This is a genomic window from Halorientalis regularis (assembly GCF_023698535.1).
Taxonomy (GTDB): Archaea; Halobacteriota; Halobacteria; order Halobacteriales; family Haloarculaceae; genus Halorientalis; species Halorientalis regularis.
Genome location: NZ_JALJCL010000007.1, coordinates 67596 through 82003, shown reverse-complemented (window position 1 = coordinate 82003; position 14408 = coordinate 67596). Strand labels below are relative to the sequence as shown.

16 protein-coding genes are annotated in these 14408 nt (G+C 66.2%); 9 read left to right on the top strand and 7 right to left on the bottom strand.

Translation table 11 applies throughout. The features are described 5' to 3' along the window. Positions 1-88 precede the first annotated feature (88 nt). Entirely contained in the window at positions 89-904 is an 816-nt protein-coding gene (locus MU521_RS10505; RefSeq protein ID WP_092692432.1) for a hypothetical protein, read from the top strand. On the opposite strand, the gene moaA is transcribed toward MU521_RS10505, so the two are convergent. After that, on the bottom strand, positions 905-1933 hold the full coding sequence (moaA, locus tag MU521_RS10500; protein ID WP_092692435.1) for a GTP 3',8-cyclase MoaA: 1029 nt from the start codon (positions 1931-1933) through the stop codon (positions 905-907). A gap of 137 nt (positions 1934-2070) precedes the next feature. Here moaA and MU521_RS10495 point away from each other — a divergent pair, with 137 nt between their 5' ends. Together MU521_RS10495 and MU521_RS10490 are read left to right on the top strand one after the other, a co-directional pair. Beyond that, on the top strand, positions 2071-3171 hold the full coding sequence (locus MU521_RS10495) for an Mrp/NBP35 family ATP-binding protein (protein ID WP_092692437.1): 1101 nt from the start codon (positions 2071-2073) through the stop codon (positions 3169-3171). A 49-nt stretch (positions 3172-3220) separates the two neighbouring features. Then, positions 3221-3622, top strand: a complete 402-nt coding sequence (locus MU521_RS10490) for a hypothetical protein (RefSeq protein WP_092692439.1) — start codon at positions 3221-3223, stop codon at positions 3620-3622. Here the strand turns inward: MU521_RS10490 and MU521_RS10485 are convergent. Then, positions 3619-4074, bottom strand: a complete 456-nt coding sequence (locus tag MU521_RS10485; RefSeq protein WP_092692442.1) for a DUF7960 family protein — start codon at positions 4072-4074, stop codon at positions 3619-3621. The genes MU521_RS10490 and MU521_RS10485 overlap by 4 nt on opposite strands. Before the next feature lie 104 nt (positions 4075-4178). On the opposite strand from MU521_RS10485, the gene MU521_RS10480 reads away from it, so the two are divergent. Then, positions 4179-5210 carry a tyrosine--tRNA ligase gene (locus MU521_RS10480; RefSeq protein WP_092692445.1) on the top strand — a complete coding sequence of 344 codons (1032 nt, stop codon included), beginning with the start codon at positions 4179-4181 and terminating at the stop codon, positions 5208-5210. A gap of 16 nt (positions 5211-5226) precedes the next feature. Here MU521_RS10480 and MU521_RS10475 read toward each other — a convergent pair whose 3' ends face one another. Together MU521_RS10475 and MU521_RS10470 are read right to left on the bottom strand one after the other, a co-directional pair. Continuing rightward, positions 5227-5595, bottom strand: coding sequence for a P-II family nitrogen regulator (locus MU521_RS10475; protein ID WP_092692448.1), 369 nt, complete (start codon positions 5593-5595; stop codon positions 5227-5229). A 4-nt stretch (positions 5596-5599) separates the two neighbouring features. Further along, positions 5600-5953 (bottom strand): winged helix-turn-helix transcriptional regulator, encoded by a 354-nt coding sequence (locus MU521_RS10470; protein WP_092692449.1) that lies wholly within the window; start codon positions 5951-5953, stop codon positions 5600-5602. Between the two features lie 139 nt (positions 5954-6092). Between MU521_RS10470 and MU521_RS10465 the strand changes: the two genes are divergently transcribed. Both MU521_RS10465 and MU521_RS10460 read left to right on the top strand, forming a co-directional pair. Beyond that, entirely contained in the window at positions 6093-6512 is a 420-nt protein-coding gene (locus tag MU521_RS10465) for a DoxX family protein (RefSeq protein WP_092692452.1), read from the top strand. A 51-nt stretch (positions 6513-6563) separates the two neighbouring features. Next, entirely contained in the window at positions 6564-7154 is a 591-nt protein-coding gene (locus tag MU521_RS10460) for a flavin reductase family protein (RefSeq protein ID WP_092692455.1), read from the top strand. Positions 7155-7161: 7 nt separating this feature from the next. Here the strand turns inward: MU521_RS10460 and MU521_RS10455 are convergent, their stop codons facing one another. Next, a complete protein-coding gene (locus MU521_RS10455) occupies positions 7162-8238 on the bottom strand; it encodes a phosphotransferase family protein (RefSeq protein WP_092692457.1) in 1077 nt (358 codons plus the stop codon). Positions 8239-8425: 187 nt separating this feature from the next. Between MU521_RS10455 and MU521_RS10450 the strand changes: the two genes are divergently transcribed. Both MU521_RS10450 and MU521_RS10445 read left to right on the top strand, forming a co-directional pair. Further along, a complete protein-coding gene (locus MU521_RS10450; protein ID WP_092692460.1) occupies positions 8426-9646 on the top strand; it encodes an acyl-CoA dehydrogenase family protein in 1221 nt (406 codons plus the stop codon). A 42-nt stretch (positions 9647-9688) separates the two neighbouring features. Next, the gene (locus tag MU521_RS10445) at positions 9689-11368 is read left to right on the top strand and encodes a rhomboid family intramembrane serine protease (protein ID WP_092692462.1); all 1680 of its coding nucleotides are present in this window, start codon (positions 9689-9691) and stop codon (positions 11366-11368) included. On the opposite strand, the gene MU521_RS10440 is transcribed toward MU521_RS10445, so the two are convergent. Next, positions 11365-11988 carry an METTL5 family protein gene (locus tag MU521_RS10440; protein WP_092692465.1) on the bottom strand — a complete coding sequence of 208 codons (624 nt, stop codon included), beginning with the start codon at positions 11986-11988 and terminating at the stop codon, positions 11365-11367. The two genes, MU521_RS10445 and MU521_RS10440, sit on opposite strands and share 4 nt — an antisense overlap. Positions 11989-12205: 217 nt before the next feature. Between MU521_RS10440 and MU521_RS10435 the strand changes: the two genes are divergently transcribed. After that, positions 12206-13147 (top strand): alpha/beta hydrolase, encoded by a 942-nt coding sequence (locus tag MU521_RS10435; RefSeq protein ID WP_092692468.1) that lies wholly within the window; start codon positions 12206-12208, stop codon positions 13145-13147. A 165-nt stretch (positions 13148-13312) separates the two neighbouring features. Here the strand turns inward: MU521_RS10435 and dph2 are convergent, their stop codons facing one another. Further along, positions 13313-14368 carry a diphthamide biosynthesis enzyme Dph2 gene (gene dph2, locus MU521_RS10430; RefSeq protein WP_092692470.1) on the bottom strand — a complete coding sequence of 352 codons (1056 nt, stop codon included), beginning with the start codon at positions 14366-14368 and terminating at the stop codon, positions 13313-13315. Between the last annotated feature and the right edge of the window lie 40 nt (positions 14369-14408).

Below are 14408 nucleotides of genomic sequence, written 5' to 3'. Positions count from 1 at the left end.
GTAGGCTCGACTGAAACGAACGTACGATGAAGGGGGCTCGACTGGAGCGATCGACAGCGCCGGCGACCGTACTCGCCGTCCGGAGTCGATGACGACTCCTCGCTCGGAGCGAGGGCGCGGGTGGGTCGGGACCGTCGTCTCGTCGCTCCCGACACCGGTCGGGCACACGCTCTCGCTCCAGGTGCGGTCGGTCAGGTTCCTGCGTGATCTGCCGTCGCTCGCGGCGCTGTATCTGGCGGTCGGCGTCCTCGCGTCGGTCGCGCCCACCTATCTCACGTCGCTGGAACTGCTCGCCGCCAAGTTCGTCGTCTCCTGTCCGGTGCTCGCGGTGACCTACCTCGCCGTGGCCGACTGGACCGGCGTCGATCCCCAGACACCGATCTCGTTCGTGCAGGGAACCGTCGTCGGGTCGGCCGTGGTGGCGGTTCCGCTCTTGCCCATCTCGCTCGCCACGCTCGCACTGCTCGCGCTGCTGGGCGGTGACGTGGCGAGTGTCGTCCCCGGCGTCTGGACCACCGGGATGCTCGAACTCTATCTGGCCCCGCTCTATCCCCTGTTGCTCTACCTGCTGGTGTCCTCGTCGCTGATCGTTCCCGCGGCGATAATCGACCGCGCCCGGCCGACGTTCGCGGGGAGTCTCGGCTGGAAGGCGGTCAGACACGCCCGCTGGACCGTCGTCGGCGCGTTGCTCGCGACCGGACTGGTCGCGGGGGCGTTCCTCGCAGGGTTCGTCGGCCTGGTCACCGCCCTGCAGTGGCTCTCGACCGGGACCGCCCCGACGCTCGACTTCGCGTTCGCCCGCCGCGTCGTCTACGAGGTCGGGAAGTGGCTATTCGTCGTCACGCTCGGGATGCTGTACGTCGACCAACGACCGCGAGAACGGGACGGCGCGGGCTACCGATAATCAGACGCCGATGTACTCCTCGTTGATCGTCCACTCCCCGTCGTCGTCTTTGATCATGTACTCCCCGTAGTAGGGCACCCGTTCGTGGACCGTCTCGCGGAACGCGTCCCGGATCTCCGGCCTGGTCATCTCGCCCATCGACCGCAGGTCGTCGTTCCGGTTGAGACAGCCCTTGAGATATCCTTCGTGCGTGACGCGCACGCGGTGGCAGTTCGCACAGAAGTCCGCGTTCCCGACGGGGTCGACGATCTCGACCATGCCACCGGTATCGTCCGTGGGATCACCGTCGGACGAGTCCGACGAGTTCCCACCCGACTCACTCGCGGGACTCCCGCCCACCCAGTAGCGCCGGCGGTCGTGCATCTCCCGCTGTTCGACGTGCTCGGCCTGCTCTTCGAGCCAGTCGTGGACGCGCTGGATGTCGACGGCCCACTCCGGCCGCCCCGCGAGTTCGGGCATGTACTCGATGAGCTGGAGCTGGAGCCCGTCGTTCTCGGCCACGTGATCGACCATCTCGGGGACGTAGCCCGCAGTCTGCTCGAACACGACCATGTTCAGCTTCACCGGCTGGAGACCGGCGTCGAGTGCCGCCTCGACCCCCTCGATGACCGCCTCGTACTCGCCGCTCTGAGTGACCTCGGCGAACGCCTCCTGGTCGAGGGCGTCCTGGGAGACGTTCACCCGGTCGAGACCAGCGTCGACCAGACCCGGGGCGCGGCCGGGGAGGTAGGTGCCGTTGGTCGTCAGCGAAGTCTCCATCCCGTCGGGCGTGCGCCGGACGATCTCCTCGAGGTCGTCCCGGAGCATCGGCTCGCCGCCCGTGAACTTCACCGCCTCCACGTCGAACTCCCGGGCGACCTCCAGGAACCGAACCACGTCGTCGGTACTCATCTCGTCGTCCTGCGGTTCCATCGGCCCGCGAGTGTCGCCCAGTCCCTCGTTGTGGCAGTAGACGCAGTCGAAGTTACACCGGTCCGTCAGCGAGACACGGACCCCCGACACCTCGCGCCCGAACTGGTCGACCAACATATCCGGTTCTGTGGTGGCCGCGTGCTTAAATCCGCTGACGAACGCGGGGCTCGTGTAATCGATTGTGGTTACACTTTCGGTGTCATCGGTTCCCCAGTTCACAATCCTTATCGCCGCGCCGGCCCCTCAGTGGCGGTATGAACGAAGCCGACATCCGGGACCGGCTCCGGAACGTGACCGACCCCGACCTGGGCGACGATCTCGTCTCACTCGGGCTGGTCAACGACATCACCGTCGACGGCGAGACGGTTCACATCTCGCTGGCGCTCGGGGCACCCTACTCCCCGGCGGAGACGGCGATTGCGAACGACGTACGCGGGGCACTGGCCGACACGGGGCTGGAGATCGATCTCTCGGCGGCGGTCGACAGCGGGATCGACGCCGAGGAACAGGTCCTCCCCAACGTCGAGAACATCATCGCCGTCGCCTCCGGGAAAGGCGGAGTGGGGAAGAGCACCGTCGCCGTCAATCTCGCAGCGGGGCTCTCCCAGATGGGTGCCCGGGTCGGCCTGTTCGATGCCGACGTGTACGGCCCCAACGTCCCGCGGATGGTCGCCGCCGAAGAGCGCCCAAAGGCCACCAAAGACGAGCAGCTTGTCCCGGTCGAGAAGTTCGGAATGAAACTGATGAGCATGGACTTCCTCGTCGGCGAGGACGACCCGGTCATCTGGCGCGGCCCGATGGTCCACAAAGTCCTCACCCAACTCTGGGAGGACGTGGAGTGGGGCGCGCTCGACTACATGGTGATCGACCTCCCGCCGGGAACCGGCGACACCCAGCTCACCATGCTCCAGAGTGTCCCCGTCACCGGCGCGGTCATCGTCACGACCCCACAGGACGTGGCCGTCGACGACGCCCGCAAAGGTCTGGAGATGTTTGGCAAGCACGACACGCCCGTCCTCGGCATCGTCGAGAACATGGCTTCCTTCCAGTGTCCCGACTGTGGCTCCGAGCATCACATCTTCGGCGAGGACGGCGGCCGCGAGTTCGCCGACGAGTCCGACATGCCGTTCCTCGGCTCGATCCCGCTCGACCCCCGCGTCCGTGAGGGTGGCGACGACGGCGAACCCACGGTACTGGACGACGAGTCCGAAACGGGGGCAGCCCTCCGCGAGTTCGCCGCCGAGGCCGCCGACATGCAGGGCATCGTCCACCGGCGCGGCCTCTCCGTCGAACGCTCGACGCCGGACCACGACCACGAACACGACCACGACCACGACCACGATCACGCGCACTGATCGCGGCGTCGACGCTGTGGCACAAACGCCTATTTGAGCCTTCTCAGGATTGACGGCCACTGCCGACGACGGCGACGCAATTGCCAGCGGTCCGGACCCAGTGATACGGTTCCGGTACGTCCGGAACCTGACCGATATCCCGGCTGCGGATCCGGACGTGGCACAGATGCCGCCGTACCCCGAGGTCAGTCCCACGACGGTGACCGATCACGGGAACGGCACGGTCACTGTCGAGTTGACGACCTGGAGTCGCGTCAACGGCGTCCTCACGAACTGGACGGTCAGAGTGGCTGACGGCGGAGACGTGGCCCGGGCCCTCGGTGTGGCGCAGGCGACGCGGGTCGGCGATTGTCGGCTCGTCTGGGAGGGGACTCCGACGCCCGCGCGGGGCGACGAGTACATCTCTCTGGGGCGGGCGGAGCTGTCAGTCGAGACGGGGCAGGCCGGTTAGTCGTCGGCCGCCACGGTGTCGTCGGCCAGGTCTTCGAGCGCCCAGGTGACGACGCGGGCCTCGACGAGGTCGCGGACCTCTACGTGGTCGTCCTCGTCGTACTCCTCGATCACGCGGCGGCTCTCCTCGCGCATCTCCCGTTCCAGCGGTCGCTGGTCGGGTTCGTCGCGCACGTCGTTGAGCAGCGCCTCGAAGTCCTCCCGGAGATCGAAGTCCGCGCGGGCGGCGTTACACCGCGAGAGCGGGCTCATCCCGGCGTCGAGGACCAGATCGACGACGGTCTCCCAGTCGCTCGCACAGAAGTAAATCGACACCTCGCCGACGATGTCCTGCCAGGCGATGGGCCCGCTGTTGTCCAGTTGCTGGACGGCGCGGGGCGGCAGGTCCAGCCGCGACTCGGTGTCGGGGTTCCCACACAGGCAACAGGGCTTCTCCGTCTTCCCCGTGTACATGATTGCCTCTAGGGAACCGACTGGCTTGTGTCTGTTCCATCCGGGTTCGAGTCGTGCCACCGCGACTGACAAGGTTTTAATCGCCGGCACCGGGACTCGGAGGTATGAACACGGCCGACCGGCTCGACCTCCTGACGCGCTACACCGAGGAGGTCGTCACCGAGGACGAACTGGAGGAACTGCTCGACGGGGAGCCGACCGCCTACATCGGCTACGCCCCCACCGGCGAGATGCACATCGGCCACTTCACGACGATCCGGAAACTCGCGGACTTCCAGCGGGCCGGCGTCGACGTCACGGTGTTGATCGCCGACCTGCACGCCCACCTCGACAGCGAGAAGAGCCCCTGGGACCTGCTCGACGCCCGCAGCGAGTACTACGAGGCGTCGATCCGCGCGATGCTCGATTCGGCCGGCGGCGACCCCGAATCCATCGACTTCGTGCGCGGTCAGGAGTTCCAGCTCGACGAGGAATACACGCTGGAGATGTACCGGATGGCCGCCGAAACCACGCTCTCGCGGGCCCAGCGCGCCGCGAGCGAGGTCGTCCGCCAGTCCGACAGCCCGGCGCTCGGCGGCCTCATCTACCCGCTGATGCAGAGCCTCGACGTGAAAGCACTGGACGCCGACATCGCCTACGGCGGGATCGATCAACGGGGCATCTACATGCTCGGCCGCGAGATCCTCCCCGACCACGGCGGCGAGTCCCCCGTCTGTCTGTTCGCCCCGCTGCTGTCGGGCCTCTCGGGCGGGAAGATGAGTGCCTCCGAGGCCGGCTCGAAGATCAACCTCACCGACGACCCCGAACAGGTCGACGAGAAGATAAACGGCGCGTACTGTCCGCAGGGCGAGGTCGAGGACAACGGCGTGCTGGAGTACGTGCGCTTCCTGATCTTCCCGATCCTCGAAGAACGCGAGGCGGACTTCGTCGTCGAACGCCCCGAGGAGTACGGCGGCGACCTCGTCTTCGAGGATTACGACGACCTCGAAGCGACCTACGTCGACGGCGAACTTCACCCGCAGGACCTCAAGAACGCGGCGGCCGGCTACATCGACGAGGCTATCGCACCGATCCGGGAGCGCCTGACCGACCAGCCGGAACTGCTGGCCGACGCCTACCCGGAGCATTACGAGTAGTCCGCCCTCGTCCCTATCAGACCGCGTCGGGGCCGCGCTCGCCCGTCCGGATCTGGTAGGCCTCGGCCACGTCGAGGACGAACACCTTGCCGTCGCCGGCCTCGCCGGTGTAGGCGGCGTCACAGATCGCTTCCGCCACTTCCGATCCCGGTACGTCCGCGACGACACATTCGAGTTTGACCTTCTCGTGGAGGTCGACGGTGTACTCCTCGCCGCGCCACTGCTCTTTCTTCGCGGGCTGGCTTCCGCGTCCGCGCACGTTCGACACCGTCAACGATGGCGCGCCGACTTCAGCGAGCCCTTCCTTGACCGCGTCGAGTCGGCTCGGTCGGATGTACGCCACGACCATCTCGATGTCGCGGTCGTCGTTCGTGTCGTCAGTCATCCGATCAGTCCGCGGTTGCCGGTTCGGCTTCGGGTTCGGTTTCGGGGGCTAGCCACTCGTCGGCCCAGGTCTCGATCTCGTCGAAGACGGGACAGAGCGACTCGCCCTTGTCGGTCAGCGTGTAGAAGGTCGCGACCGGTGCGTCCTCTTCGAGTCGGCGGGAGACGAAACCCATCTCCTGGAGGTCGTCGAGGACTCGCGAGAGCGTCCGGGAACTCGCCCCGGTCGACCGCTTGAGTTCGTTGAACCGCTTCTCCTCCTCCCGGAGGTCGTGCAAGACGACGAGTCGCCACTGTGATCCGATCTGCTCGATGGACCGCACGATGGGGCAGGCGTCGGGATTGTCTTCCGCTGTCATCGATGTCACCTACTAACTATAGTGTCCGGGAACGACTATATAGGTTCGCATTGTAACCAGGTATTGCGATGAAATCAGATAACAAAGTGAAACTGGGTATCGAAACGGAACTACCTGCGGTCGCGGAGGTGCTGGTCTGATGGTGTTCGACACCGCCGGAGCCGGCGTCGCGTTCCTTCTGGGCCGCGTTCTGTTCGGCGCTGTGTTGGCGTTCATGGGTCTCAACCACTTCCTGAACGGCGAGGAGATGGTCCCCTACGCCCAGTTCAAGGGCATTCCGTTCCCGGGACTCGCCGTCCCGTTCAGTGGCGGGATGCTACTGTTCGGTGGCCTCGCCATCGCGCTCGGGGCCTACCCGGTCCTCGGCGCGGGTGCGCTCGCGCTGTTCCTGCTCGTGGCGACGCCGACGATGCACGACTTCTGGGCGGCCGCCGAGGACGACCAGCAAGACGAGATGATCAACTTCCTCAAGAACGTGGGCCTGCTGGGCGGCGCGCTCGTCTTCCTCGCGCTGGGCAGTGTCAACTGGCCCGACGCCGTCGGCGTGAGCCTGTTCTGAAGCGGCAGGATTAGAGGGGTCCGGGCCTTCGACACGGACGTTCCACCCCCCATGCAGATCGACCCCGAAACGTACGACCGGTCGCTGTATCGCACGATGACGGGCGCGGTCGTCCCCCGTCCCATCGGCTGGATCTCGACGACGAGCGAGGGCGGCGTCGACAACCTCGCCCCCTACAGCTACTTCAACGTGGTCAGCGTCGACCCGCCGGTCGTGATGTTCTCGCCCGCCGACAAGGGGCCGGACGAACTGAAGGATTCGGCCCGCAACGTCGTCGATACCGGCGAGTTCGTCCACAACGTCGTCACCCGACCCCTGGCCGAGTCGATGAACGAGACCAGCGCGACGCTCCCGTCCGAGGAGAGTGAGTTCGACCACACTGGTCTGGAGCGCGTCGAGAGCGAGACGGTCACGCCGCCCCGCGTGGCCGCAGCCGACATCGCCTTCGAGTGTGAACTGTACGACGTGGTCGACGTGGGTGTCGGGACGATGATCCTCGGCGAGATCGTCCTCGTCCACGTCGACGACGACGTGACGACCGACGGGAAAGTCGACGTGCGCAAGATCGACGCGGTCGGTCGGCTGGCGGGCAACTACTACGCGAGTACCGACGACCGGTTCCGGATCGAGCGGCCGGACTGAGAACGTTCTACAGCGGTTCCTCGCCGTCGATGATCCGCTGGGCGCGGTCGGCCAGCGCGGGGACGCCATCGCGCATCTTCGGGTACATCGGATCGTCGCTGTTGCCTTCGAGGAACCGGCGGAAGAACATCTCGCCGAGCGCGGCGAGTTTGTAGACCGCCAGCGCGCGGTAGAACCGTTCGTGCTCGAACTCGAAGCCGGTCGCGTCCTCGTAGCGGGCGACAAGTTCCTGGCGGGTCACGTAGTCGTCGTTCGCCATGAACGTCGTCGACAGCGAGTCGGTCGACTCGGGTGGCTCGGGGTCCTTCGCGTCCCACCAGTACGACAGCATCCAGCCCAGGTCGGTGAGCGGGTCGCCCAGCGTGGACATCTCCCAGTCGAAGATGCTCGCGATCTCGGGGTCGTCCGCGGGCGCGTACATCACGTTGTCGAGCTTGTAGTCGCCGTGGACGAGGGTCTCTGGGTGGTCCTCGGGGGCGTTTTCCTTCAGCCACTCCATCACGTCGTGGACGACGGGGACCTCCCGCTCCTCGGTCGTGACCTGAAAGGCCCACTCGAACTGCTCGCTCCACCGCTTCACCTGGCGCTGGGTGAACCCTTCGGGGTAGCCGAACTCGCCGAGGCCCACAGCTTCGAAGTCGACCTGGTGGATCTCGGCGAGTCGGTCGACCAGTTCCACACCGATCTGTCGGCGCGCGTCGGGGTTCCGGAACCGTTCGGGTTCCTCGTCCCGGAAGACGGTTCCCTTCTCGCGCTCCATGACGTAGAAGTCCGAGCCGATGATATCGTGGTCGTCGGTGGCCGCCACCGTCGTCGGCACCCGAACGTCGGTCTCCTGCAACGCGTCGACCACTTTGTACTCGCGGAGTACGTCGTGGGCCTTGTCTGCGGTCTCGCCCGGTGGTGGCCGCCGGATGACCAGTTCCTGCCCGCCCCAGGTGACGAACAGCGTCTCGTTGGAGTGGCCCTCCTGGTGGTGGGCCACGTCGTACTCCTCGACGGGGCCGAGTTCGGCTTCCAGGTAGTCGGCCAGTTTCTCCGTATCGACGATCCGGTCGAAGTACGCCTCGCTCTCGTCGGTCACGGGACTGTCACCCCGGACGCGATACCAGTGTCCGCTAACATTGTTAGGTAGATTACGGCCCACGTATGAATAAGTGGGGGTTGCCCGGGCCGGCGCGGTCCGGAGCCGGAGATGAATCGCGGTGGTCCGTGGACCGTGCCGTCACGGGTAGGGGATGTTTTACAATGTTGTGTTCGTAAGGGGTGGTATGGTAGTCGACTACGAGGATTCCGAGACGGCAATGGAGCTACGGGAGAAGGCAAACGAGTTCGTCCAGAACGAGGTCATTCCGGTCGAGCGCGAGTACCTGGGGGACGGTCCCGTTCCGCAGGACGAGATCGACGACCTGCGGGCGGTTGCGCGTGAGCGCGGGATCTACTGTCCCCAGATCGACGAGGAGTTCGGCGGCGGCGGGTACGACTTCCGGGACGTGCTCCCGCTGTTCGAGGAGGCGGGCAAGAGCCTGCTCGGGCAGGCGGCGATGCGCGTGGACGCCCCCGACGAGGGGAACATGCACACCCTGGAGATGTTCGGTACCGACGAGCAACAGGAGGAGTGGCTGAAACCGCTCGTGGCCGGTGAGATCAACTCCGGCTTCTCGATGACCGAGCCGATGCAGGGCGCGGGGTCGGACCCGAAGATGATGCAGACCACGGCGGAGAAAGACGGCGACGAGTGGGTCATCAACGGTCACAAGTGGTGGACCACGCAGGGCGACCAGGCCGACCTCCTGCTCGTGATGGCCCGCACGGACATGGACGCCCACCCCTACTCGGGCACGTCGATCATCCTCGTGCCGGCCGACGCCGACGGCGTCGAGATCGTCGAACCGACGCCTCATCTGGGGCCGAACGTGGTCCACGAGAGCCACGCCGAGATCCGGTACGACGACGTCAGAGTTCCGGAAGAGAACCTGCTGGGCCCGGAGAACGAGGGCTTCGCCATCGCCCAGGAGCGGCTCGGTCCGGCCCGGCTGACCCACTGTATGCGTTTCTCGGGGATGGCCGAGCGCGCGCTGGGTATCGCCAAGGAGTACATGCAGGAGCGGTCGGCCTTCGGCGACCAGCTCTCGGAGAAGCAGGCCCAGCGGTTCGCCATCGCCGAGCAGGAGACCCAGCTACACGCCGCGCGGACGATGACGCGTCACGCCGCCGAAAAGATCCGGCGGGGCCAGCAGGCCCGCATCGAGGTCGCCATGAGCAAGTACTACACCGCCAACGTCGTCCAGGAGACCATCGACCTGGCACTGCAGGCCTGTGGCGGCGCGGGGATCTCCCGGCACCTCCCGCTGGCGGACTTCTACGAGTCGGTGCGGGCGTTCCGCATCATCGACGGTGCCGACGAGGTCCACAAGCGGTCCATCGCGCGCGAGGCATTCGAGGACGAGAACGTGCCCGACGGTGAGCTGACCAACCTGCCGCGGTTCTGACTGGTCCGGTAGGTTGAATGGAACCGGGGCCGAGGCACCGGTATGGGAGCCGGCGTGTTACAGATCGCGTTGTTGCGGGCGATTCCCTGGTGGGTCTGGGCCGGCGTGGTGCTGGTGTCGGTGTTGCTCTCGCTGGGCGTCACACTCCGGTTCGAACGGCCCCGGGGGCGCTGGGGCCACGCGCTCCGTCGGCGGTTCGTCCTCGGCATCCCGTGGGGCACGCTGCTGACGGTGGCCGGCGTGGCCGCGTTCTATCTCGTCGTCCAGGCCGGGTACGAACACCCGCGAAAGCCGCTGATGATTCCCTTCGTCAGCTGGTCGTACTTCTACCCGTTCGGGGTCCTCACGTCGCCGTTCGCCCACTCCGGGCTCAACCACGTCACGTCCAACCTCGTCGGGACGCTGACGTTCATGCCCGTCGCCGAGTACGCGTGGGGACACTTCCCCCAGTCACGGGGCAGTCAGTCGTTCGCCCGGCTCCGGGACAATCCGTTCGTCAGAATTCTCGCGGTTCCGGCCGCCGCGGTCGGCGTCGGACTGCTCTCGGGCGTGTTCTCGTTCGGACCGACCATCGGGTTCTCCGGCGTCGTGTTCGCCATCGCGGGCTTCGCACTCGCGTCCTATCCGATCACGTCGATCCTCGTCTTTCTCGGGGCGCGCATCGTCGACCTCGTGATCCGGGCGACGACCGACCCCTTCTCCGTCTCGCGCGCGAGCGAGGTGTTCGTCACGCCGGGCTGGGCCAACATCGCGATCCAGGGGCATCTCTACGGCTTCCTCCTCGGGCTCGCGCTCGGTGGGTATCTGGCAGTGCGCCGGGATCGGTTACCCGGTCCGGGCCGACTGTGGTTCGCGACGCTGCTGTTCGCCGTCCTCCAGGGTCTCTGGCAACTCTACACGCCAATTTCCGGCGGTCGATTCGTGCTCTATCGGGCCGTGGGCGTGGCCGTGATCTTCCTGCTCGCCGCGTTGATCGTCGGCGGAATGGGGGGCTACGGCGACCGGATGTTCCTGTCGCGTCTCGATCTTCCGTTGACCGACCGGTCGCTGACGGCGGACCTGCGGACCAGGGAGTTGGCCGGAATCGTCTTCGGGGCTCTCCTCGTCGCGCTCTCGCTGACGGCCGTCTGGACGGGGCTGTTCGTCCTCGACGACGGCGTGGACGGCGAGATCAGCGTCGACGGCTACGAGGTCACCTACGCTGAGGGGATCACCGACCAGTACACCTCGACGTTCGCCGTCGGTCCCTTCGGCGGCGGCAAGGTCAACACCAGTGGCGTCATCGTCACCAGTGAGTCCCGGGAGATATTCTACACGTTCGCCGGGAAGCGAGAACTGGCTGCCAGAGGGTCGGTGACGCTGGCCCTGGGCAGTCCCGGCCGGTACGAGCGGGTCGTGGCGAACCGGACGGCCTGGAATCCCGTCGGCAACGACTCCGTCTACAAGGTCTACCTCTCCCACGATGAACGGCGACGGCTGGCGTTTACCTCGAATCCCTCGACGGTACAGCCGCGAATCGCCGGCCGTCGAATCGTCCTCGAACCTGCCGAGCAACGCTTCGGACTCGCCGTGGTCAGTCGTAACGAGACGCTCGGCCGGACAGAAGTGCCGACCGTGGGCAACAACGTCACGGCCGGCGGATTGGCGTTCAACCGGACGAAATCCGGGGGCCTGTTCGCGTTCACGAACGACACGCGGGTCCGGATCGCGGGCCGAGGCTAGCGCCACGCGACGCGGAACACTTCCGCGTCGATGGTGCTGGACTCCTCGGTGTGGTGGTCGAACTGGTTGGGCAACTCGAAGGTGGCCCGGAACGCGTGGGTGACCTCGCCGCCCTCGTCCGCGGCGAAGGCCTCGACGAACTCGTCGCTGTTCTCGTTGTGGATCGAGTAGGACACGTCGGCGATCTCGGCGGCGGTTTCGAGGAAGGCGCGGTCGGCGTGTTCGTTGCCGGCCTGCGCGCCGAACGGTGGGTTCATCACGGCCGTCGTCGGCCCGTCGGGACGGAGCGGGACCTTGGTCGCGTCCGCGCGGAGCCACTCGACGGCCGACGCGGAGGCCACCTTCCGCTCGTTCTCCGTCGCCGTCGCCAGGGGCGCGGGGTCAAGGTCGATCCCGACGACTCGCGTCGGGCCCCTGAGCGCAGCCCCAAGCGCCAGCATGCCGGTGCCACACCCGAGGTCGACGACGGTGCGATCCTCGATATCGCCCTGCAGATCGGCCGTGTGGACCAGATGGGCCGCCAGTTCCGGCGGTGTCCGGTACTGCTCCAGCGACGCTGACGGGTTCTCGAACCCGGCGACGATCGCCAGCCGCTGTGCGAGCCCGCTTTTCGTACTCATACGGAGCGCTCACCCCGACAGCCAGCCCGGAGAACACCTGTGCTCATCGCTACCCGAGGATACGCCGCATTCATTTAAAAATGTTTGCGTATGCATCTCAGTAATTTTACCCGTCCGCGTTCACGAGTAACAGTGGCGCGGCAAAACGCCGGGTTGGTTTACGTCGTTAGCTCAGCGTGGGATAGAATTAACACTGGCGCGGTCCGTGAGCCACGGTATGGCAGACCAACCACATCCACAGGTGCAAGCCGTATTGCAGATGATCGACGACCAGCCGATGCCGCCGACCTACGCCGTGTCGGTCGAGGAGGCCCGCGATCAGCTGGAGGCGATGGCCGCGATGCGCGGTGACGGAGAGGACGTGGCGAACGTCGAGAACTTCGAGATTCAGGGGCCCGGCGGGGCGCTCCCGGTCCGCCTCTACCAGCCCGACGGCGACGGGCCCCATCCCGTGCTCGTGTACTTCCACGGCGGCGGCTTCGTCATCGGGAGTCTGGAGACACACGACGCGCTCTGCCGGTCGCTGACCAACGCCGCCGACTGTGCGGTGCTGTCGGTTGACTACCGGCTCGCACCCGAGGACCCCTTCCCGGCGGCCGTCGAGGACGCCTACGCGGCCGTCGAGTGGGTCGCCGAACACGGCGATCACATCGACGTGGATACCGACCGGATCGCAGTCGGCGGTGACTCGGCGGGGGCCAACCTCTCGGCCGCGACCACCCTCGCCGTGCAGGACCGTGACGGCCCGGACCTCGTCCACCAGGTGTTGATCTATCCGGCCGTGAGTTCGCCAGTCCTCGACGCGGACTTCGACTCTTACGAGGAGAACGCCGAGGGCTACTTCCTCGAAACCGAGAGCATGGAGTGGTTCGTCGACCAGTACGTTCAGGACGAGATCCACCTCCGCAACGAGTACTTCGCGCCGCTGCTGGCCGAGGACCTCTCGGGCGTCCCGTCGGCGACGCTTCTCACCGCCGAGTTCGATCCGCTCCGTGACGAAGGGACGGTCTACGCCGACCGCCTCGAAGCCGACGGCGTCGACGTGACCCGCGACCACTACGAGGACATGATCCACGGCTTCGCCAGCATGGTCGGCGTCGTCGACGCCGCCGACGAGGCCATCGAGAGCATCGCCGCCGACCTCGACGACGCGTTCTAGGTTACTACGGGCGGCCCAGGCCAGCGGCTCCAGGTGGCTGAATGACACTCTGCGATTCGATCCTCGCACCCCCACCGAATGGTTGCGGGATCGACATGCGAGAGTCGTGACTGACAGCCACGAGCGTGCGAGATCGGAACAGTGGTCACGGTGCTGGTGCGGGAGTCACCAGGTGCCGTGGAAGGTGTCGAAGGAGAGTTCGTCCAGCGGTTTCTCGCCGATGGCGATCTCGTACTCGCCGGGGGTGAGCATCGGCTTCTTGAACTGCGGGCCGTCGTCGGTCGTGATCCGCGGACAGCCCGTGTTGACGTAGCCGTCGAACCCGAAGTTCGTCAGCCGATCCGGCGTCACCTCGTCCATCGTGATCAGGTAGGCGTTGTCGTTGTCGTCGACGATTTCCTGGGCCTGATCCCAGCGGCCCTGCCCGATCTTGGTACAGAAGATGACGCCCCACTCCTCTGCGTCCATGGCCTTGTGGACGGCGGCGTAGCGCTGTTTCAGGAACTTCTCGGGATCGGCGACGGTGATGGCGTTGTTCACCGGATCGGCGATGACGACGTGTTTCTCGGGGTGCTCCATCGCCAGGCCGAGGGGGTGGAACTTCCCGCCGCCGACGTAGAGGATCTGATCGGCGTCCACGTCCGCGCTGGCGTAGTTACAGCCCAGCACCTGACCCTCGTGGGTCAGCCGGTCGTCGCCGCGGCGAGTGTGGACCTCGTAGCCCCGGTCTTCGAGCCACTCGCGCATCTCCTCGAACTTGTTCATGTGCTGGGCCGTCGTCACCAGGCCCACGTCGGGGTCGTCCTCGGGGTCGGCGAGTTCGTCCAGCGATTCGGCCATGATCGGCGTGACTTCGACGTTCGAGAACAGCGGCACGTAGATGATCTTCTCGGACTCCTTCATCGGGCTGTGGCCGAAGTGGACGAACACGTCCGTCCTGCGCATCATGTAGGTGTCCAGATCGCAGGCCCCGTAGCAGGGCTGGCCCGAGGTCATCACGGTCACGTCCTCGGGGAGTTCCGCACGGAGGTCGTCGGTGACGGCGCTGGCGCGCCGTTTCAGTCCCTCGGGGAACTGCAGTCCGACCGTCTCGGCGTCGCGCTCGGCGACGGCCTCGGTGATCCGGTCGAGTTCGTAATCCCATTCGCGGTCGTGTTTGAGGGACATCCCCGTCCCACGGAGGTCTCCCTCCGGGTAACTCTCCGACGAATCCTGACTCATTGCAGTCCACTAACTGCCGGGCGCGTAAAACGCCGACGCT

What these genes read in the sequence shown, in the direction of transcription:
- MU521_RS10440 (WP_092692465.1), bottom strand. Translation starts at nt 11,988, where the DNA reads ATGAGTACGAAAAGCGGGCTCGCACAGCGGCTGGCGATCGTCGCCGGG.
- MU521_RS10450 (WP_092692460.1), top strand. Translation starts at nt 8,426, where the DNA reads ATGGTAGTCGACTACGAGGATTCCGAGACGGCAATGGAGCTACGGGAG.
- MU521_RS10435 (WP_092692468.1), top strand. Translation starts at nt 12,206, where the DNA reads ATGGCAGACCAACCACATCCACAGGTGCAAGCCGTATTGCAGATGATC.
- MU521_RS10460 (WP_092692455.1), top strand. Translation starts at nt 6,564, where the DNA reads ATGCAGATCGACCCCGAAACGTACGACCGGTCGCTGTATCGCACGATG.
- dph2 (WP_092692470.1), bottom strand. Translation starts at nt 14,368, where the DNA reads ATGAGTCAGGATTCGTCGGAGAGTTACCCGGAGGGAGACCTCCGTGGG.
- MU521_RS10465 (WP_092692452.1), top strand. Translation starts at nt 6,093, where the DNA reads ATGGTGTTCGACACCGCCGGAGCCGGCGTCGCGTTCCTTCTGGGCCGC.
- MU521_RS10505 (WP_092692432.1), top strand. Translation starts at nt 89, where the DNA reads ATGACGACTCCTCGCTCGGAGCGAGGGCGCGGGTGGGTCGGGACCGTC.
- moaA (WP_092692435.1), bottom strand. Translation starts at nt 1,933, where the DNA reads ATGTTGGTCGACCAGTTCGGGCGCGAGGTGTCGGGGGTCCGTGTCTCG.
- MU521_RS10470 (WP_092692449.1), bottom strand. Translation starts at nt 5,953, where the DNA reads ATGACAGCGGAAGACAATCCCGACGCCTGCCCCATCGTGCGGTCCATC.
- MU521_RS10485 (WP_092692442.1), bottom strand. Translation starts at nt 4,074, where the DNA reads ATGTACACGGGGAAGACGGAGAAGCCCTGTTGCCTGTGTGGGAACCCC.
- MU521_RS10445 (WP_092692462.1), top strand. Translation starts at nt 9,689, where the DNA reads ATGGGAGCCGGCGTGTTACAGATCGCGTTGTTGCGGGCGATTCCCTGG.
- MU521_RS10480 (WP_092692445.1), top strand. Translation starts at nt 4,179, where the DNA reads ATGAACACGGCCGACCGGCTCGACCTCCTGACGCGCTACACCGAGGAG.
- MU521_RS10495 (WP_092692437.1), top strand. Translation starts at nt 2,071, where the DNA reads ATGAACGAAGCCGACATCCGGGACCGGCTCCGGAACGTGACCGACCCC.
- MU521_RS10475 (WP_092692448.1), bottom strand. Translation starts at nt 5,595, where the DNA reads ATGACTGACGACACGAACGACGACCGCGACATCGAGATGGTCGTGGCG.